The organism is Amycolatopsis sp. CFH S0740 (genome assembly GCF_004522315.1).
Lineage (GTDB): Bacteria > Actinomycetota > Actinomycetes > Mycobacteriales > Pseudonocardiaceae > Amycolatopsis > Amycolatopsis nivea.
Genome location: NZ_SDLS01000001.1, coordinates 164,539 through 182,698, shown reverse-complemented (window position 1 = coordinate 182,698; position 18,160 = coordinate 164,539). Strand labels below are relative to the sequence as shown.

Sequence of the window (18,160 nt, the reverse complement as noted above, 5' to 3'; positions counted from 1 at the left end):
GGCAGACCGCGACGGGTTCGCGCTCACACGGGAAGCAGCGATGGACGTTTCGCGCTGCGGCCGTCCCCGGAAGACCTGCCGAGCAACCGCCGGACCAGCCAAGGGCCGAGAAACTCCGCCAGCCACCGGAGTTCCGCGCCGACTGTGCGCCACACCGGTACGCGGACGGCGGGCGGCAGCGGGGCGCTCCAGCTGTCGTCGCTGCCGGGGAGGCCGAGGCTGTGCGCGACGGCCGCCGCGATGCGGGCGTGTCCGATCGGGTTGGCGTGCAAGCGATCCGCGCACCAGAGGCGTGGGTCGCTGGCGACCTCGTGCCGGTCGCAGTCCACGACTGTTACCCCGTATCGGGCTGCCGCGGAACGGATCCGGCGGTTGAGATCAGCGACTCGCGGGCGCAACGGCGCGGCGATCGGCGCGATTCGGCCGAGGTCGGGGAAGGCAAGGGTGACCACGTCGGCGCCCGCGGCGGTGAGTGCGGCGAACATGGCCGTCAGATGCGCTTCCACGGTGCCGGCGTCGTAGCCGGGGCGGAGCACGTCGTTCATTCCGGCGACCACGGTGGCCAGCGTCGGCCGCAGAGCCAGCGCCGGAGCGAGCTGTTCGGCACGCACCTGGCCCGCGAGGCGTCCGCGGACGGCGAGGTTGGCGTACTCCACCGGCTCGCCGGTCGCGGCGAGCTGCTCGGCGAACCGGTCCGCCCAGCCGCGGTGGCCAGTGGCCTCGTCGCCGTCCCCGATGCCCTCGGTCTGGCTGTCGCCCAAGGCCACGTAACGGATGGTCACGCACCGGCCTCCTGTTTGATCTGCTCGAACCGGGCGGCCATCGCTTCGCTCAGCGCCGTCGCCGCGGAGAGCGGGCGCACCATGACCACGAAGTCGTCGATCAGCCCGTTGTCGTCGGTGTGCAGGAAATCGCACCCGTTGATCTCCTTGTCCCCCACCTTCGCGGTGAAGACCAGGGCGTGGTCGTGCCCGTCGGCACTGGAGATCTCCCGGACGTAGCGGAAGTCGGCGAACACCCGGCTCACGGCGCGCAGGATGGCCGAGGTGACCGGCTTGCCGGGGTACGGCCGGTACGCGACCGGGCTGGTGAACGTCACGTCGTCGGCGAGCAGGGCTTCGACGGCGGTGTGGTCGCCGCTTTCGACGGCCTTGCGGAACGGGTGCACGCTGCCTCCTATTAACTTTGTTGATTAGGTGCAGCCGAGATTAATCACCGGGGTGTTACCGTGTCCAGGTGTCCTTGAAGTTCGCGATCCTCGCCGCCCTGCTGGAGGGCGAGTTCTCCGGGTACGACCTGGCCAAGTCGTTCGACGCGTCGGTCGCCAACTTCTGGCAGACGACCCCGCAGCAGCTCTACCGCGAACTCGAACGGCTCTCGGCCGAAGGCATGATCGCGCCGCGCGTCGTCGAGCAGGAACGCCGGCCGAACAAGCGCGTGTTCCGCCTCACCGCCGCCGGGCGGCGCGCCCTGCACGAGTTCACCGCGACGCCGGTCCAGCCCACCACGATCCGGGACGACCTCCTGGTCAAGGTGCAGGGAAGCGACGCGGGCGACGCCGAGGCGGTGATCGCCGCCGTCGAGGAACGCATGGAGTGGAGCCGCGCCAAGCTCGCCCGGTTCGAGCGGCTGCGCGAGCGCATGCTGGACGGCCGACCGGAAAGCGACTATCTGCGCGAGAACGACCGCGTCGGGCCTTATCTGACGTTGCTGCGCGGAATCTCGTTCGAGAAGGAGAACCTGCGGTGGGGCGAGCACGCCGCGCGGATCCTCCGGCAGCGCGCCGAATCGGGCGTTTCCAGGCCTGCCTAGCGCGGCGGTGGCGGAACCGTCCTGGGTGACGTATACCCGTGCGGTGGCGGGTACGACGGTGGGGCTGTTGCATCCGGGCCGGATGGGTTCGGCGATCGCGGCGCAACTGATCGCGGGCGGGCATCGGGTGTTGTGGTGCCCGGCCGGGCGGTCGGCGGGAACCGCGCGCCGGGCCGAGGAGACCGGGTTGACCGCGGTGGAGACGATTCCCCAGCTTCTCGAGCGGAGCGCGGTCGTGTTCTCGATCTGCCCGCCCGCCGCGGCCGAGGAGGTCGCCGGATGCCTCGGGGACTACCGCGGGATCTGCGTCGAGGCGAACGCGATCAGTCCGCATCGGACGGTCGCGATCGCCGGCCGGGTCCGCGCGACCGTGGTGGACGGATCGATCATCGGCCCTCCCCCGGACGAGCGCTCGACCGCCCGCGTCTACCTGTCCGGCCCGGACGAAGCCGTCGAACTGGTGCGGGGACTGCTGGCCGGGAGCAGGGCCGAACCGGTGCCGCTGGGCGGACGGATCGGCGCGGCGAGCGCGGTGAAGATGGCCTACGGATCGTTCCAGAAGGCCTCGCGTGCGCTGGCCGCGGTCAGCCATGCGATCGCCGACGACTACGGCGTCGGCGACCACCTCCTCAAGGAAGCGAACGCCTTCGGCGGCAACGCACTGGCGGACACCGACGGGCTGCCTTCCGCGGCCGCGCGGGCCTGGCGATGGGCGCCGGAAATGCTGGAGGTCGCCGAAACCGCACGGGCGCTCGGTCTCCCGGACGCCCTCGCCACCGGCGCGGCCGAGGTGATGTCGCGCTGGGCGGACGACAAGGACGACTTCGGCCTCGACCTTCCGGCCACGCTGCGCCGCCTGCACCGCGAGTGACCGGGCCGGGCCGCGATCTCGCCCGGCGATGCCACAAAACTGAGGCTTAGCTTGCGCCCGCAGTCCACACGCGACCGACGGGGATTCTTGGCGGCCCGGGCGTCACCCGCGAGCCCCTCGGCCGATGCCGCGGTCGCCCGCCCCGAGTGACCGCGGCCACTCGGCCCGCGCCTTGCCAGACCCCAGTTGATCTGTTGTGCTTAGCCTTACCTAATCACCCGGACCGGCAAAGGGGTGTCGTCGGCGATGTACGCATGTGTCTGCGCGGCTGTGACGATGCCGCAGGTCGAGGCCGCCGTCATGGCCGGAGCCCGCAGCGTCGAGGAGATCGGCGAGCGCTGCGCCGCCGGGACCGGCTGCGGAACCTGTCACGAACGGCTGAACCGGATCCTTCTCGAGCGCGCCGCACCGCAGGACCTCGCGCACAGCGCCTGACCGGCACGCTCCGCTCCGGTTGTGAGGCGCATCACGCGTGGGTAGCATCCGGACCGGTCGAGGCCGGAGGTGCGGACGATGCAAGGCGACGACGAAGTTCTCGCGCTGCTCAACGAGCAGCTGACCAGCGAGCTGACCGCGATCAACCAGTACTTCCTGCACGCCCGCATGCAGGCGAACTGGGGATTCACGAAGCTGGCCGCGCAAACCCGCGCCGAGTCGATCGAGGAAATGCACCACGCCGAATGGCTGACCGACCGCATCCTGCTCCTCGGCGGTCTCCCGAACTACCAGCGGCTCCTGCCGATCAACGTCGGCCAGACGATCCCCGAGATGTTCTCCTCGGACCTCGCGATCGAAATCGACGTGCTCGACCGGCTCCGGCCCGGCATCCCGATGTGCCGCGCCCACGGCGACGCGGGCAGTGCGAACCTGCTCGAGAAAATCCTTCTCGACGAGGAGCATCACGTCGACTACCTCGAAACGCAGCTGGAGCTGATCGACAAGCTCGGCGAGCAGCTGTATCTGGCGCAGCTCGTGGATCAACCGCCCACCGCGGGCTGACCGCCGCCCGGGTAACGAAACACCGCGGCACGGCGACTCACTGGCACAGAATCCGGCACTGCCGAACCCCGGAGGACGCCGTGTCCGACGACGACCGCAACGAGACGACCCCGCCGATCCCGGCCGCGCCGCCGTCCCCTCAGTCGGAATTCGACTACCCGGCCATCGGGACCGAAAAAGTCCTCGATGGCGGCATTCTTCCTGACCCCGCGGAAGACCGCGACAAATGACCGCCGGGCCCGAACCGGTGGACAGCGCGAAGAAATCCGGGCCGGTCATCGCGAGCCTGATAGACAAAGAGATCGACAACGCTCGCGCGAACGCGAGTTCCCTGCAGGTCCGCGGACTGGCGGTGATCAGTTCTTCCGGAACGCTGGTCACGCTGCTTTTCGGGCTCTCCGCACTGTCGACGAAAGCCCGGAACTTCGTGCTCCCGGACGCGGTCAAGCTTCCGCTGTACCTGGCGGCCGCGCTGCTGGTGCTTGCTGCGGCCGCCGGAATCTTCACTAACGCGCCGCGAAGAAGCGACGCGATCGCGCTGAAAAACCTCACGCCGTTGATCGCCGAGGACCGCTACTGGAACGCGCCGTCGATTTACGCGGAAAGGGAAGTCGCCAAAACCCGGCTCACGGTGCTGCAGAACTCGCGAGCGATCAACATCAGCACCGCGCGGACCCTGCTGGTCGCGATCGTTCTCGAGATCGCCGGGGTCGCGTGCGTCACCTGGGCCGTCACGAGCCTCGTCTCGGCCTGAGCTCCGCAGGCGGGTCGTGCGCCCGGTCAGCCCTGGGTTTCCGCCGGGAAGCCGTGCCTGCGGGCGGCCACGACGACCACGATCACCGGCAGCATCAGCAGCAGCACGGCCCACGGGAACGAGCCGCTGCCCGCGAGGCCGAGCAGCACCCCGCCGACGACGCCGCCCGCCGCCATGGCGACGTTCCACAGGGTCACGAGCATCGCCTGTGCGGCGTCGGCAGATTCGCCGCCCGCCTCCCCCGCCGCGGTCTGCAGCAGGGTGGGCACGCCGCCCCAGCCGAGGCCCCAGAGCACCGCCGACGCGTAGACCAGCACCGGATCGTGCGCGATGGTGGCCAGCAGCAGCGCGGCCGCGGCGACGAGCAGCGAGCTGACGATGGTGAGCAGCCGCAGCCGCCGGTGGATCTGCGCGCCGACGAGCCAGATGCTCGCGATCGAGGCGATGCCGAAGGCGAGCAGGACGAGGTCGGCGCTTCCGCCCATGCCGAGTCCGGCGAGGAAGGTGGCGATGTAGGCGTACAGGATCGTGTGCGCCAGCACGAAAACCAGCGTCACGAACAGCACCGGGGCGACCCCGGGTACCCGCAGTGTCGGCAGCAGCTTCGGCCGCTCGCCGCTGCGGTGGCCGGGGAAGTCCGGCACCGCGGCGGCGATCCAGACCAGCAGCAGCGCCGTCAGGCCGGTCATGGCGAGGAATGCGGTGCGCCAGCCCGCGGCCTGGCCGAGGAAGGTCCCGGCGGGCACGCCGAGGCAGAGCGCGACCGGGATGCCCGCCATCGCGATCGCGATCGCCCGGCCCTGCAGATGGGCGGGGACCATCCGTCGCGCGTACCCGGCGAGCAGCGCCCAGGCCAGCCCGGCTGCGACACCCGCGACGAACCGCGCGACCATCGTCAGGAAGTACTCGGACGACACCGCCGTAACCGTGTTGGCGACGGCGAATCCGGCCATCGCGGTCAGCAGCAGCGGTTTCCTTCGCCAGCCCGCGGTCGCACCGGAGAGCGGGATCGCGGTCAGCACCGTGCCGAGCGCGTAGATCGTGACGGTCTGGCCGGTCGCGGACTCGCTCACGCCCAGCGAACCGCTCATCGCGGGTAGCAGGCCGGCGGGCAAGGTTTCGGTGAGGCTCGTGATGAACACGGCGGTGGCGAGGGCGAGCAGCGCGAACAGCGGAAACCGCGGTCCGGCCGGGTCTTCTCCCGCTGCGGTCTCCACAGTGGATTCTGGTGTGGTCCTCATGCTCCGGCTTCTCTTCTGGGAGTGGCTGCTGGTGGCGGTCGCTTCCGGGTCCGGTCGTCGGACCGTTCCTTCCGCGCCCCGGCGACCACTCTGCGGACGGGGGCTTCGGGATTGCTTACGATCGGCTGACGGCGATCTGACGACAGCGCGGGGGCGACGGGATGCGGTTCGGGGTTCTCGGCCCGCTGGCGGTGTGGGACGACGCGGGGGAACCGGTCGCCGTGCCCGAGGCCAAGGTCCGCAGGCTGCTCGCGGTGTTGCTGGCCAGCGACGGCGGTCCGGTCTCCGCTGACCGGCTCCTTTACGACCTCTGGGGCAGCGAGCTGCCGGGCAAGCCCCTCGGTGCGCTGCAGGCGAAAGTGTCCCAGCTGCGCCGAGTCGTCGGCCGGGACCGGCTGGAACGCCAGCCCGCCGGGTACCGGCTGCGGATCGAGCACACCGAAGACCTCGACGCCCGGCGGTTCCGCGAACTCGTCACCAGGGCCCGCTCGACGCCGGACCCGCGCAGCCGGGCGGCGGTGCTCACCGAGGCGCTGGAGTTGTGGCGCGGAGCGGCGTACGCGGACTTCGCCGACGAGGATTTCGCGCGGGCGGACGCGCACCGGCTGACCGAGCAGCGGCTGACCGCGGCGGAGGAACGGGCGAAAGCCTGGCTGGAAACGGGAGACCACGCTGCCGCTGCCGACGAACTCGCGGTCCTCGTGCCCGCGCACCCGCTGCGGGAAAGCTTGCGCGGGGTGCAGATGCGAGCCCTGTACCTGAGCGGGCGGCAGGGCGATGCGCTCGCCTCCTATGCGGAACTGCGCGAACGTCTCGCCGAGGAGTTGGGCGTCGACCCGGGCCGGGAGTTGCGTGCCCTGCACGAAGCGATGCTCCGGCAGGATCCTGGGCTCGCCGCCGGACCGCCGCCGCACGGCAACCTGCCCACCGGGCTCGCCGCCACCGCACCGCAGCTGCACGGCAACCTGCCCACCGGGCTCGCCGCCACCGCACCGCAGCTGCACGGCAACCTGCCCAACCCGCTCACCCCGCACGCCGCCGCACCGCGCCCGCACAGCAACCTGCCCAACCCGCTCACCCCGCTCATCGGCAGGGAGCAGGCACTCGCGCAGCTGACCGGCCTGCTGGGCACGACGCGGCTCGTCACCCTCACCGGTCCCGGCGGGGTCGGCAAGTCGCGCCTGGCCGTCGCGGCCGCAGCCGAAGCCGCCGCGGACTTCCCGGACGGCGTCCGGGAAGTCGAGTTCGCCGGGGTGCGCGGCGGGACGGCCGACGACCTCGCCGAAGTTGCCGCAGCCGCGTTCGGCATCCGCGACGACTCCTCCGCGACACCGCCAAGCACCGGGGCCGCCGCACCGACGCGGCGTCTCGCGGCCGCACTGCGCGACCGGCGCGCGCTGCTCGTGCTGGACAACTGCGAGCACGTGGTCGACGCCGCCGCCGAGCTCACCGAACTGCTCCTGCACTCCGCACCCGGACTGCGCGTTCTGGCCACCAGCCAGGAACCTCTCGGCCTCCCGGGCGAAGGCGTCTTCGCGGTGGAGCCGCTCCCGACGGCGGAAGCGGTGAAGCTGTTCGTCGAACGGGCCGCCGCGTCCGCGCCCGGTTTTCCCCGGCAGCCGGAAGATTGCGCGCCCGCCGATCTCGAGGCCGTCACCGAAATCTGCCGTCGGCTCGACGGCATCCCGCTCGCGCTCGAACTCGCCGCCACCCGCGTCCGCGGCCTCGGCGTCCGCGAGCTGGCGACGCGGCTCAGCGACCGGTTTTCGATCCTGACCCGGGGAAAGCGCGGCGCCCCGGCCCGGCAGCAGACTCAGCGCGCGGTGATCGACTGGAGCTGGGAGTTGCTGAGCGCACCGGAGCGGATCGTGTTGCGGCGACTGGCCGTCCACCGCGACGGCTGCGACCTGGAAGCCGCCGAAGCGGTGTGCGCGGGAGACGGCGTCCGGCACGAGGAGGTGCTCGACCTCGTGACGCGGCTCGTGGACCGCTCTCTCGTCGTCGTCGCGAACGGGCCCGCCGGGATCCGCTACCGGCTCCTGGAATCGGTTGCCGCCTACGCCACCGAACGCCTGCACGAAATGTCGGACGCTGCCGAAGCCCGCATCCGACACCTGCACCACTACCTGGCTCTCGCCGAGCGAGCCGAGCCCCGGTTGCGCGGCGACGAACAGCGAACCTGGCTCACGCGTCTGGACGCCGAAGCCGGGAACATGCGCGCGGCACTGGACGAGGCGGTCCGCGCGAGCGCCACGGAGGAGGCCGTCCGGCTGGCGACGGCGCTCTCGTGGTGGTGGCTGCTTCGCGGTCGTCTCGCCGAAGGCCGCCGCGCCCTCTCGACCGTTCTCGACGCGGTATCCCCGGACGCGGAACTCGCTGTGTTGCACCACGCTTTCACCTTGCTGACCGGCGATCAGGCCGCCGCCCCTGCCGACGCCGCGGCCATTCGCGACCCGGTCCGCAGGGGTCGTGCGCTGTGGTTGCGGGCCTACAGCTTGTTCAGCGTCGGCGACGCGACAGCCAGTGCCGAAACGAACGCCCTCGCCCTCGATCTGTTCACCGCCGAGGACGACCAGTGGGGCGTCGCCGCGGCGCTGGGCCTGCGAGCCATGCTCGCCTTGGTCCGCGGCGACCTCGCCGGTCTCGGCCGCGACGGCGTCCGCAGCGCCGCGCTCTTCCGCGCTCTCGGCGACCGCTGGGGCGAAATGCAGACTATTCCGCCGTTGGCCGCCCTCGCCGAGATCAAGGGCGACTACCAGGACGCGGCGGACCGTCAGCACGCCGGCCTCGCGATCGCCCGCGAACTGGACCTGCAGGCGGAGGTGTCCGCCCGGCTGTCCGGCCTCGGCAGGCTCGCACTGCTGGAGCGCGACTGGGAACGCGCTCGCGACCTGCACCAGCAGGCGCACCGCATCGCCGCCGAGCACGGCTACACCTACGGCCAGATCCACGCCGAGATGGGCCTCGCCCTCGGTGCGCGCCGCTCCGGCGACCTCGACACCGCCGAGAAGCACCTGCACCACATCCGCGACAGCTACGCCGGCCTGTCCTCCTTGGCCGGGGACCATTTGCTGTACGCGGAGCTCGGGTTCGTCGCCGAACTCCGCGGCGATGCCGGGCAGGCAACAGCTTTTCATCTCCGGAGCCTGGACATCGCCCGGACGCTCGACGAACCGCGCGCGCTGGCGCTGTCCTTGGAAGGCTTGGCGGGAGCGGCCGCCCGGAAGGACTCCGCCCAATCAGCTGCACTGCTGCTGGGCGCCGCCGACGCCGCGCGCCGCAGGGTCGGCGCTCCGCTCCCCCGCGCCGAACGCGGCGACACGGACCGCATCACCGCCGCCGCGCAAGCGGTCCTTTCGGAATCCGGCTTCGCCGAGGCGTTCCAGCGTGGCGCGGGGCTGTCCGTCGAAGCTGCGATCGCGGAGGGAACGGCAGAGGGCGCGAATTCCGCGCGGATGCGGAGCCACCCGACAGGATAAAGTGCAGGCGGAGCGAGGGGGCGTGATGACAGCAGGCGAGGGGCAGTCCGAGCTGCGCTCGGCTGTTCTCGCGCGGGCCTGGCAGCGAATCCCTGACGTCGAGGTGCTTTCGGCGGCCGACGGCGGGCCGCTGACCCGCACGATCAAGAAGATCATCGACCCGCTCGTGATCCGCACCGCGGCGCGGACCCGGCTGGGCCGTCCGCTGCTGGATCCGGCCGCCGCGGCGGAAGTGACCGAGTTGCTGCTGGCCGATTCGGCTCGGCTGCGCGCCACGGCAGCGTGGTTCACCCACCTGAAGCGGCAGCGGCGGGCCTTGCGCATCACCGCGGGGAACGTTCAGGACGTGTGCTTTCCGCTCGCCTACGAACTCGCGACCGGCTTCGGCATGCCGGACGACTCCGCGCCGGAGCGGGCCGCGGCGGCGTTGCGCGAGTGGCACGGCGAAGACGGTGCGGCCGGGGTCGATCAGGTGAGCCAGTACCTCGCTGATCCCCAGCGCGCCGCTGAACTGACCACTGAATTGCGCCGTCGCTGGGCTGCGGTGCCGGACGGATCTCCCGCAGCATTCGTTGCGCTGCTCGACGCGGTCGCCGACGGCTTCACCGACGAGGCTTGGCAGAAGCTCGCCGACTCTCCCGCCGGGCACGCGTTCGGCCTCGCGTTGCGGCAGCCTGGTGGCACTGCCGTGCTCACCCGGGCCGTCCGCGAGATTTCCGGCCTGCCCACGCCTGATCTCGGCCTGCAACGCGGCGAACGCACCGCCGTACCTCCGTTGAGTCAGCGAGACGAAACGGGGAACGGGCTTCTCGAGCGCAGCATCGAACGGCGGGTCCGCGCGACGCTGCGCCGGGTGGACGGACAAAGCGCCGTCGCTGACCTGGTTGGCGAGGAACTCCGCCGTGCAGCCGCCGGGTTCGGGCTCGAATTGCCCGTGCTGGCAACGTGTTTCGTGCTCGGGGTCGTTCTCGCGCCCGCGCTTCGGCCGCTCGACGGGCCCCGCGACCTCCCGGGCTTCGCCCAGCGGCTCAACGCTCAGGTCGCGCGGGAGGGATACGTCCTGTACGCACGGCGGGCGCTGGCCGGTTCGACGCCCCTCACCGCTCAGCCGGACGCCGAGATTCTGCAGGAACTGCGCGAATTCGCGAAGCGCTTCCTCGCCCGGTTGTGGGCGCGGCTGCACGGCTTCGACGTCAGCGGAGAGGTCCCGGACGACTTCCGAGACCTCCTCACCGGGGTGGTCCGGTCGACCTCACTGGACCTGCGGACGAAAGTGCGCCGCGCACTCGTCGCCAACCTGCCGCGATTGGAGGCCGCGTCGTGACCCATCCAGTGCACACTCCGGTCCTCGCGGCGGACGGCGGCCTCATTCGCTTCGCGTTAGCGGATCTGCTGGGCGCTTCGGTGCCGTCGATGCGGATCGAACTCACCGACGCCAGCGCGGCCGAACCATGGCTGACCAGGCTCGTCGGTGCCGAAGCCAGCTTGACCGCGCTCCGCGACGGATACGTCGACGTCCCGGCCCGGCCGGAATTGGCCCGCCTCGCACTGCTGCTGTGGGCGCGACGTTGGTGGCCTGCCAGCCCGCTGCTCGGGATCCCGTCGCTCGATCCGGCGCTGCTGGATTTCGAAGCGGCCGTCGCGACCGCAGACGTCGCCGAGGGCCTGCTCGACGGGTTCGAGGCCACCCCGGCTGAGCTGTTCGATCAGGCCGTCAGCGCGGGTCTGGTCGCCGTGGCCGGACCGGTGGCCGACGAAGTCCGCCGTCTGTGCGAGCAGCTTTCGGCCTGGTTCGACCGCGAAGACGACCTCGATCGGGCCGAAGCCACGGCCTCACTGGCGGCTCGGGTGGCTCCAGGGCAACGTGCGTACGCCTTGGCGGCGGGTTCCGGCCCCGCCGCGTCTGGCGAGGGTGTGCTCGCAGAGGGACGCGCCAGTGTCGACTGGGCGCGGGTGCCTTCCGGCGTTCTGGACGCCGCGGAGGACACGGTCGCCTGGCGGATCGTCGCGACTAGGACTGCTGCCCGGCTCGACGTCGAAGTCTCGGGCGCGCTCGACGACGCGTCGCTCACCGCCGTGGCGACCCGCGACGGTGCGCCGTTCGCCGAGGTTGCCCTGCACCTGGGCAGCGCAGGGTTCGCCGGAACGACCGACTTGGACGAAGCCGGTGCCAGGCTCGCAGCGACGTCCTCCGGCCGGATCGATCTCATCGTCGGCGCGGCAGACCCGGACGTCGACGGCACCACGTCCGAGGACCGCGCAGAGGTGATCTCCCTGGTGCGGTCCCGCGAATCGTTGCCGCCGGAGGCCCGCACCTTGGCTGAGCGAGCCGCAGCCGACGAGGAGTTCTGACGTGCTCGTGGGGTTGCCGCCTCCGCTCGTCTCACCGGACCGGCCACTGCCTGCCGAACTGGCCGATGCGGTGTCACATGGCTACAACTGTCGTTGTGTCGCAAGGCATTTCAGCCTCGACGCGATGGCGTACCAGGAATTGCCCGCCTGCTCGCTGAGCCAAGCCGAGTACGATGCGCTGCTCGCCGAAGCCTCCGCCGTCCAGAGCGAGGCCAAGAAACTCGCCGCGGCACGGGATGTCGCCGGGGCACAGCGGGCTTATGCACGGATGCGACAGCTCGCTCAGCAGCTCGACCGCGTCAGCCTCGACGTCGCCGCGGTCAGCGATCTGGCCACGGTCTGCTACTCCGCGGGCGACCTCCGCAATGCGCGCCAGTGCGCGGAAGCCGTCCTCAACGTCTTCGCGGTCAGCACCGCCGCTATCGTCCACTTCGGACAGTACGCCGAACTGCGGATGATCGAAGGCTCTCGCGAGGTAGCGGAACGCGTCCTCATCGCACTGTCCACTGAGGAGGGTGACCTCGACCAGGCACGCGAGTTGCTGGCGGATCGGCGGCGGCGCGCAGCGTTCCGAAAGGCCGCCGAACCCGGCCAGTTCCCGCGCGAACAACTCGACCCGCACGGTGCCGACGAACTGGAGCTGCGCATCCTCGAAGTGCGCGTCCAGGTGGCCGCCGGGGACCCGGCCGGTGCGCGGGACGCGATCGACGAGATTCTGACTCGCCTGGACCGCCTCGCGGACGTGGACGAGGTCCGCGACCAGGTGGCGGCGCTGCAAGCCATGGCCCGGGCTGAACGCGCCCGGATCCGCCAGGCAGGTGGCGAGGAAGCGGACGCGACGGCGGATTTCCTGCGGCTCAACGCCCGGCACGAAGGTCCGACGGCGGCGAAATTCGCCATCAGCCTGGCCGAAACCCGCGCGCTCGACGGAGATTTCCGCGGCGCGATGGCGGCCATAGTCCAGGCCCGAGACAAACTCGCTGCCGCAGGGGTGACCGGCGACGTCGCCGAGGCGAGCTACGCGCTGGGCAGCTTGCTCCTGCTCGCCGGTGCTGCAGCGCAGGCGCGAGAACAGTTCGAGCACGCGGGAAAGCTGTGGGCCGCGAACGGCGACACCCCCGGCGCGCGACGGCTCGTCGCGGCGCTGGCTCGCTGTGCGGCGGCCGACGGCGACTGGACGTCGGCGGAAGAGCACGTGGCCCAGCTCCAGGCGGCGGCGCGCGAGTCGGGCGAATGGCTGGAGTGCCTGCGAGCCGATTACCTCGCGGCCGCGATCGGCTACGAACGCGGCGAAGACCCGCGGGCGGTGCTGGACCTGCTGTTGCCAGTGACCCTCGCCGCGCAGGAGTACCGGTTCGCGTTCGCGTCGGCTCAGGCCCGCACCGCGTGGGCGAACAGCGTCGCGGGCCCAGCGGCGGAGCTGCTGATGGTCCTGCTGACCCAACTCCGCGAAACGCGGCTGACCGCAGAGCTGATCGAACGCGCGTGCGCGGTCGGGGCGTATCCGGAGGACCGTTCGCTGAACCTGACCGGCGCGCTTCCCGCGCTGGCCCCGGCGGTCGAGGACGGTCAGCTTCCCCTGGCAGCATTGGGTTCGGTCACCTCGTCGCTGCCGCTCCGGCTCGCCCCGCCGCCCGGGCTGCGGTGGTCGCCGTCCTCGCCGATGGAGCTGGACACCTGGTCCCAGCTGGCCGCCGAACGCTACGGATGCAGGTCGGAGCCGGGGGCTGTCGCGACCTGGCCCGCCGCCGCACCCGGTCGCGAGACATTCATCCTGCGCTACGCCGACGCCGGGCACACCTACCTCAGCTGGCGCACCACCAGCGACCTCGACACTGTCCACACTCACCCCATCGACGCTGATCTCGTCGACACCGCGCGCGGCTTCCTCGCCGAGGCTTCCCCGACACCGCGCGAAAGCGAGCCGGTCGCGGACGCGGTCCGTCGTTCGCTCGACGCTTTCGGCAGCTTCGCCGCTGAGCAACGCCTTGCTCGCGTCCTCGCGCTCAACCTCCTGCCCGCCGATCTCGTCGCGCAACTCCGTCGCGCCAACCGTCCGCTGTTGCGAATCCAGCCGTCCCCCGCGCTCGCCGCGGTCCCGTGGGGCCTGCTCGCTCTGCCCGACCGTCGCCCGGACCACGCGCTCGACGCCGACGAGGTCGACACCTGCTTCGACAGCGACGTCCGGATCCTCGACCTCGCCGACGTCTCGCTGCTCGCCCCCGCCGGAATCCCGCGCCGCGAACCGGCTCCCGCCGGACCGCCCGTCTACCTGCTCGACCCGCGAATCCCCGGGCAGAGCGCGTTCGGCGAGCTGGGCTCCGTGCTCGGCAAGCAAACCGCCGCTTCCCCGCTGATCCGCCACCTCGACGCACAACTCGCCGCAGGCCCCGTCCGCCCCGCCGCCGAGCGCGGCCTCGACCTGGTCCGCCGCACCGACACCGACCGCCGGCTGCTCGCCGACCTGCTGACGGAACCGTGTTCGCGGCTGGTGTTCGCGGGGCACGTCAGCCGCATCCAGGACGTCCACGGTGCGCAGACCGCGCTGCACTTGTCGTGCTCGGCCGACCTGCCCGGCACCGCCGCACCGATCGGGGCGCACCGGCCGTTCACCGCTGCCGACCTGGCACTGTCCGAAGTGGACATGCCCCCGCGGGTCGCGCTGATCGGCTGCGCCAGCGCGAGCGACTTCGGCCTGCCGGAACCGTTCGGCGTCCTGCTCGCCGCGGTCGCCGCCGGGGCCGGGCTGGTGGCCGCAACGGTGTGGGCGCTGCCGACGTCGGCCGCGGTGCCGGGCGCGGATCCGATCGCTGAGTTGATCATCGCCGTGGACACCGCGCTTGCCGGAGGGGACCCGGTTGCTGAGGTGTGTGCCTGGCAGCGGGCCCGGCTCGCCCACTGGCGCGAGCGACCCGAACCAGCCCATTCCCCGATCTTCTGGGCAGCCCTGACCTGCCTCGACGCCACCGACGACGCCAAAACTTGGGTTCGGTAGCAACCCGCCCGCCCGAAGCTGTGTCCAGCACACCGGCACAGCGAAAGGGCACCCGATGTTCAAGAAGATCCGCGACAAAATCAACGAAGCGACCCAGCAGGGCATGGCGAAGGGCGCGCAGGACTTCCAGCAGCACGCCGAGCAGTTCCGGCAGGCGGCCGCCGCGCAGGGGCACGACATCACCCCGCAGCTGCCGACGCCGCAGCTGGCCGCGCAGGCGTACCGGAACGTCGCGGCCGACCCCGAGATGGCTGCGTTCCTGGCGCTGCCGATGCAGGAGCAGCTGCGTCAGCAGCAGGAACTGCAGGCCTACGGCACCGAACTGCGCCGGCTGTACGACACCGGCGAGAAGGCCACCCTGGTGATCCGCGCGCTGGAGCCCACCGGCCGGACGGTCGCCGGGCAGGCGCAGTACACCGCCACTCTGGAGGTCACCCGCGCCGACGGCATGATGTACCGGACGGTCACCCCGCTGATCACCCCGCAGGCGACGATCCAGCAGTACGCGCCCGGCACCCGGCACGAAGCCCGTCTCGACCCCGCCGATCCGGCGAAGGTCGCCGTGTTCGGCCCGCTCGCGTAGGCGGCCGCGGTGTTCAACTCCTCGGTATTCGGGCTCGCGGACGACCCTGAACAGAACCGTGCGTCGAGCCGGCGGCTGTGGCTTCTCGGGATTCCCACGACGCTCGCCTGGGCGGTCGCCGGCTGGTCCGGCGCGCTCGGGCTGCTGGACGGCTTCCGGCTGATGTCGCTGAACCGCGTCGGCGCGTGGGGGGCCGACGCGGGACCGGCGGGTTCGCTCGTGTTGTTCTTCAGCCTGGCGGTGACGATCGCGTCGTCGCTGGGGTTCGCGATGCTGTCGGGCGGCGGGATGTCGTTGCGCCGTATGGGAATCAGCTTCCGAGCCAGCTCACTGGCAGCAGCACTCGGCGTGACGCTGGGCAGCGGCGTGGCGGCTCCGTCGTGGACACCGCCCGAATCGGTCGGCGAACGGCTGCCCTTCCTCGACGGCAAGGCCGAGCCGTGGTCCGATGTGGACTGGGTGATCTACTACGAGCCGTTTCTGGTGCCCGCGGCGTCCGGGCTCATCGCGCTCGTGCTGATCGTGGTGCTGCTGCGGTCTTTCCTCCGCGCGGCCGAGGCGGACGATCGCGAGCAGGCGCTGCGGCAGTGCGGCCGCCAGGCGACGGGCGTCCTCACCCGGGTGGATTTCACCAACGTCTGGGTGATGGGGAATCCGCGATTCAGCGTCCACGTGCGGTTTCCCACCGAGACCGGCGAGCGCGAGGCCGTGACCACGATGATCACGCCGCTCTTCCAAGCCCCTTCCGAGGGTTCGGCCGTGCGGGTCCGCTACGACCCGCAGGACCCGAAAGCCGTTCTGGTGGAACCGGTTTCCCGCTGACCAAGTCTGGAGCACGTCCATGCGCACGATCGCGCTCGGTTTCCTGACCGGCATCGTCGTCGGAGCGACCGTCTGCTCGCTCGTCGTCGGGATCATCGTCGAAAGTGTTCCGCTGTTCGTGGCCGGGTTCGGAATTCCGCTCGGCTACGGCGTTCTCGTCTGGCTCGGCGGCCTGCCGCGACGCGCCCGCGAGGCGGCAGTCCCGCCGACAGTGGCACTCGCCCGGATCGAAAGCCTCCGCGCCGGCGGCACGGAAACGGGCGATCTCCCGGTCGAGTTCGTCCTCACGGTGGCGCCGGACGGGGAGCCGGCGCATCGCGCGACGGCGACCCGCACGGTCAACCTGGTCGATCTCCCGAACTACCGCAAGGGCGACGTCCTGGTGGTCGCTTACCCGCCGGAGCGGCCGTGGAAGGTCCGGCTCGTGGACAACCCGACGCCGGAATGGCAGCGCCGGGCGGCGGAAGCGGTCATCGAACCCGCTCCCGAGTCCGCTCTGGTCGCCCCGCCGCCGGAGGGGTGCGCGGCCGGTGCCCTCACCCTCGTCGGGATACTGCTCGGCGCGGGCGCCGTTCTCGGGCTCTTCCGCGCCGAACTGTTCGCTCCGGAAGCTCCGTCACCGCCGCCCGCGTCCTCCACGGAGACCACTTCCTCGGGGTCCGCGACGGTCGACGTCGGCCCCGAGCAATCGTTGCTGGACGAGGGAGAACTGCGCCGCGCCGTCGACGGGCTGGCCCAGGCCACGGACGTCTCGCAGACGCTCACCGCGGTCGTCCAGGAGCACCGGCTGACGGTCGTCTTCGCCCCGACCGGGGTCCAGGTCCCGCGATTCGACCTGCGCACCCTGCCCGTCACCGAGATCCCGCGCCTGGTCCGGAAAGCCTTGCAGACCCTCGACGTCGGAACACCGCAGACCTGGCAGGTCACCGTTGTGCAGCTGCCGTCCGCTCGCACCATCCGCGTTACGGTCACCGGCCCCAACGGCAGCGCTTCCCTCGCTGGGTGATCAGCCCGTCAGTCCCAGCGAGGCGCCGAGCAGCAAAAGTCCTTTGGCGGTGCGCGGATCCGCGCCGGTCAGGTTGGCGATGCGCGACAGGCGATTGTCCACTGTGTTCGGATGGACGTGCAGCTTCCGCGCGGTCTCGCGACGGTTGAAGTCTGTCTCGAAATACGTCCGCAGCGTCGTCGTCAGATCAGGCTCGCCATCCAGCCGGGACGCCAGCGCGCGCAACTGAGGGGTGGCCGCGCTGTCGTGGTTGAGCTGGTATTCGAAGAGGTGATCCGCAAGGACCGCAACAGTGTCCGGGACTGCGTTCAACCGCAGCAGCCGCTCCGCTTCCGCTACCGCCGCCGGGATTTCCGACAGTTCGGCCGCGTGCGCGAACGCGCCGGTGATCTCCACGCCCGACGTCTGATGCGCTCGCGGCACCGCCAGTCGAGCCTCGTCCAGCACCGCTTCGGCATTGTCCGAACCGGATGGAAGCAACAACAAGCCGCCGTCGGGATCCAGCGCGGCGAGCACGTCTCCGGACAGTTCGCGGCGCAGGTGCTGCAACAGCAACCGCACCTTCCGCTGCCCGGCGAGATGGCGGCCGACCGCGTCGCCGACGGAATCCGCCGGGTCCACGGCGAACCGCAGCGCCAGCACGCCGTACGCCGGGGCTAGCCGGACGTCCGCCGGCTCCGGGACCGACTCCCCCGCCGCCAGCCGCCGCACCAGCGCCCGCGCCGCCTCGCGTTGTTCGTGATCCGCGGTCTGGAATTCCTTCTGGTGCGCCTGCACCGCCGCGTTCATCACCCGGTGCATGCACTTCAGCAGCACCGCCGCCGCTCCGTCCGGCGGAGACCCGCCGGACAGGTCGTCGACCTCCGCCCACATCTCCTCGGCCACCAGGAGGTAGGCGTGCACGAACTCGCCGACCGGCAGCCCCTCCGCGCCTCGCTCCCGGCCGCGTTGCCGGAACAGCTCCAGCTCGTCCTCTCGCGGCTCGTCCCCCTCCCGCGCCGCGCGGGAGAACATCCGGCCGAACTCGCGGACCGTGTGCGCCATGTGCTGGTGCAGGTGCGCGGGCGCCTTGCCGCGGTAGTGCGGCGAGGTCTCGACGTACCGGCGGATGGTCCGCTCGGCCAGCTTCGGCAGCCGATGCTCGAAGCTGCGCCACGACAGTTGTGACATGTCACAGCACGGTAGCCGAAAACCTGGGCAATGTGCGCTACCAGCTGGAGAGGCCAGCGGCGACAGTTGGGGTTGT

The 18,160-nt window shown here is 71.3% G+C and carries 17 protein-coding genes; 13 read left to right on the top strand and 4 right to left on the bottom strand.

Annotated features, from left to right (window positions below; all coding sequences use genetic code 11):
* Positions 1–23 precede the first annotated feature (23 nt).
* On the bottom strand, positions 24–782 hold the full coding sequence (locus EIZ45_RS00855) for an SGNH/GDSL hydrolase family protein (RefSeq protein ID WP_134661682.1): 759 nt from the start codon (positions 780–782) through the stop codon (positions 24–26).
* On the bottom strand, positions 779–1,168 hold the full coding sequence (locus EIZ45_RS00850) for a nuclear transport factor 2 family protein (protein ID WP_037811563.1): 390 nt from the start codon (positions 1,166–1,168) through the stop codon (positions 779–781). Before EIZ45_RS00850 ends, EIZ45_RS00855 begins: the two co-directional genes overlap by 4 nt.
* Before the next feature lie 68 nt (positions 1,169–1,236).
* On the opposite strand from EIZ45_RS00850, the gene EIZ45_RS00845 reads away from it, so the two are divergent.
* The 6 genes from EIZ45_RS00845 to EIZ45_RS00825 all read left to right on the top strand — a co-directional run bounded on the left by EIZ45_RS00845 (position 1,237) and on the right by EIZ45_RS00825 (position 4,436).
* A complete protein-coding gene (locus tag EIZ45_RS00845) occupies positions 1,237–1,812 on the top strand; it encodes a PadR family transcriptional regulator (RefSeq protein WP_134661683.1) in 576 nt (191 codons plus the stop codon).
* Between the two features lie 25 nt (positions 1,813–1,837).
* Positions 1,838–2,683, top strand: a complete 846-nt coding sequence (locus tag EIZ45_RS00840) for a DUF1932 domain-containing protein (protein ID WP_205669776.1) — start codon at positions 1,838–1,840, stop codon at positions 2,681–2,683.
* A gap of 246 nt (positions 2,684–2,929) precedes the next feature.
* Positions 2,930–3,118 (top strand): bacterioferritin-associated ferredoxin, encoded by a 189-nt coding sequence (locus EIZ45_RS00835; protein WP_037717597.1) that lies wholly within the window; start codon positions 2,930–2,932, stop codon positions 3,116–3,118.
* A gap of 78 nt (positions 3,119–3,196) precedes the next feature.
* Positions 3,197–3,682, top strand: coding sequence for a bacterioferritin (gene bfr, locus EIZ45_RS00830; protein ID WP_037811561.1), 486 nt, complete (start codon positions 3,197–3,199; stop codon positions 3,680–3,682).
* Positions 3,683–3,762: 80 nt separating this feature from the next.
* On the top strand, positions 3,763–3,912 hold the full coding sequence (locus EIZ45_RS45905; RefSeq protein ID WP_167756304.1) for a hypothetical protein: 150 nt from the start codon (positions 3,763–3,765) through the stop codon (positions 3,910–3,912).
* Positions 3,909–4,436: a hypothetical protein gene (locus EIZ45_RS00825; RefSeq protein WP_134661684.1), complete on the top strand. Its 528-nt coding sequence runs from the start codon at positions 3,909–3,911 to the stop codon at positions 4,434–4,436. Before EIZ45_RS45905 ends, EIZ45_RS00825 begins: the two co-directional genes overlap by 4 nt.
* 26 nt (positions 4,437–4,462) lie before the next feature.
* Here EIZ45_RS00825 and EIZ45_RS00820 read toward each other — a convergent pair whose 3' ends face one another.
* Positions 4,463–5,677, bottom strand: a complete 1,215-nt coding sequence (locus EIZ45_RS00820) for an MFS transporter (protein ID WP_134661685.1) — start codon at positions 5,675–5,677, stop codon at positions 4,463–4,465.
* Between the two features lie 161 nt (positions 5,678–5,838).
* Between EIZ45_RS00820 and EIZ45_RS00815 the strand changes: the two genes are divergently transcribed.
* From EIZ45_RS00815 to EIZ45_RS00785, 7 genes are all read left to right on the top strand, one after another.
* Positions 5,839–9,156, top strand: coding sequence for a BTAD domain-containing putative transcriptional regulator (locus tag EIZ45_RS00815; RefSeq protein WP_205671766.1), 3,318 nt, complete (start codon positions 5,839–5,841; stop codon positions 9,154–9,156).
* A gap of 25 nt (positions 9,157–9,181) precedes the next feature.
* On the top strand, positions 9,182–10,480 hold the full coding sequence (locus EIZ45_RS00810; protein ID WP_134661686.1) for a hypothetical protein: 1,299 nt from the start codon (positions 9,182–9,184) through the stop codon (positions 10,478–10,480).
* Positions 10,477–11,508, top strand: a complete 1,032-nt coding sequence (locus EIZ45_RS00805; protein ID WP_134661687.1) for a hypothetical protein — start codon at positions 10,477–10,479, stop codon at positions 11,506–11,508. Before EIZ45_RS00810 ends, EIZ45_RS00805 begins: the two co-directional genes overlap by 4 nt.
* Before the next feature lie 124 nt (positions 11,509–11,632).
* On the top strand, positions 11,633–14,503 hold the full coding sequence (locus EIZ45_RS00800) for a hypothetical protein (protein ID WP_240690528.1): 2,871 nt from the start codon (positions 11,633–11,635) through the stop codon (positions 14,501–14,503).
* A gap of 55 nt (positions 14,504–14,558) precedes the next feature.
* On the top strand, positions 14,559–15,086 hold the full coding sequence (locus tag EIZ45_RS00795) for a hypothetical protein (protein ID WP_134661689.1): 528 nt from the start codon (positions 14,559–14,561) through the stop codon (positions 15,084–15,086).
* 9 nt (positions 15,087–15,095) lie between these two features.
* Complete coding sequence (locus EIZ45_RS00790; RefSeq protein ID WP_134661690.1) at positions 15,096–15,908, top strand: DUF3592 domain-containing protein; 813 nt, start codon at positions 15,096–15,098, stop codon at positions 15,906–15,908.
* Positions 15,909–15,927: 19 nt separating this feature from the next.
* A complete protein-coding gene (locus tag EIZ45_RS00785) occupies positions 15,928–16,914 on the top strand; it encodes a hypothetical protein (protein ID WP_134661691.1) in 987 nt (328 codons plus the stop codon).
* On the opposite strand, the gene EIZ45_RS00780 is transcribed toward EIZ45_RS00785, so the two are convergent.
* On the bottom strand, positions 16,915–18,084 hold the full coding sequence (locus EIZ45_RS00780; protein ID WP_134661692.1) for a CdaR family transcriptional regulator: 1,170 nt from the start codon (positions 18,082–18,084) through the stop codon (positions 16,915–16,917).
* Positions 18,085–18,160: the final 76 nt, after the last annotated feature.